The following is a 289-nucleotide window of genomic DNA, read 5'->3' as shown; positions in this document are numbered from 1 at the left end:
GATTTATAATCATATCCTAAGTCTCTTGCAACTGCCTCATAAGTAATATAACCGTTAGCTGTATTTACACCTTTTACAAGAGCGCGGTTTTCTCTTAACGCTTGATCAATTCCTTTATTTGCGATTTGAAGCGCATATGGAACTGTAACATTTGTTAGGGCAATTGTTGATGTTCGTGGTACAGCACCAGGCATATTTGCAACTGCGTAATGAACAACTCCATGTTTCGTATAAGTAGGATCATCATGGGTAGTAATTCGATCTACAGTTTCAAATATACCTCCTTGAT

At 37.4% G+C, this 289-nt stretch carries 1 pseudogene; it reads right to left on the bottom strand.

What is annotated here, in order from left to right:
• Positions 1-289: pseudogene (locus tag AOA61_RS05610) on the bottom strand (alanine dehydrogenase); the annotation flags it as partial.

This window comes from Pseudomonas sp. 2995-1 (assembly GCF_002742505.1).
GTDB classification, from domain to species: domain Bacteria; phylum Pseudomonadota; class Gammaproteobacteria; order Pseudomonadales; family Pseudomonadaceae; genus Aquipseudomonas; species Aquipseudomonas sivasensis.
Note: the sequence above shows the minus strand (reverse complement) of the source record. Positions and strands in the feature narration are given on the sequence as shown.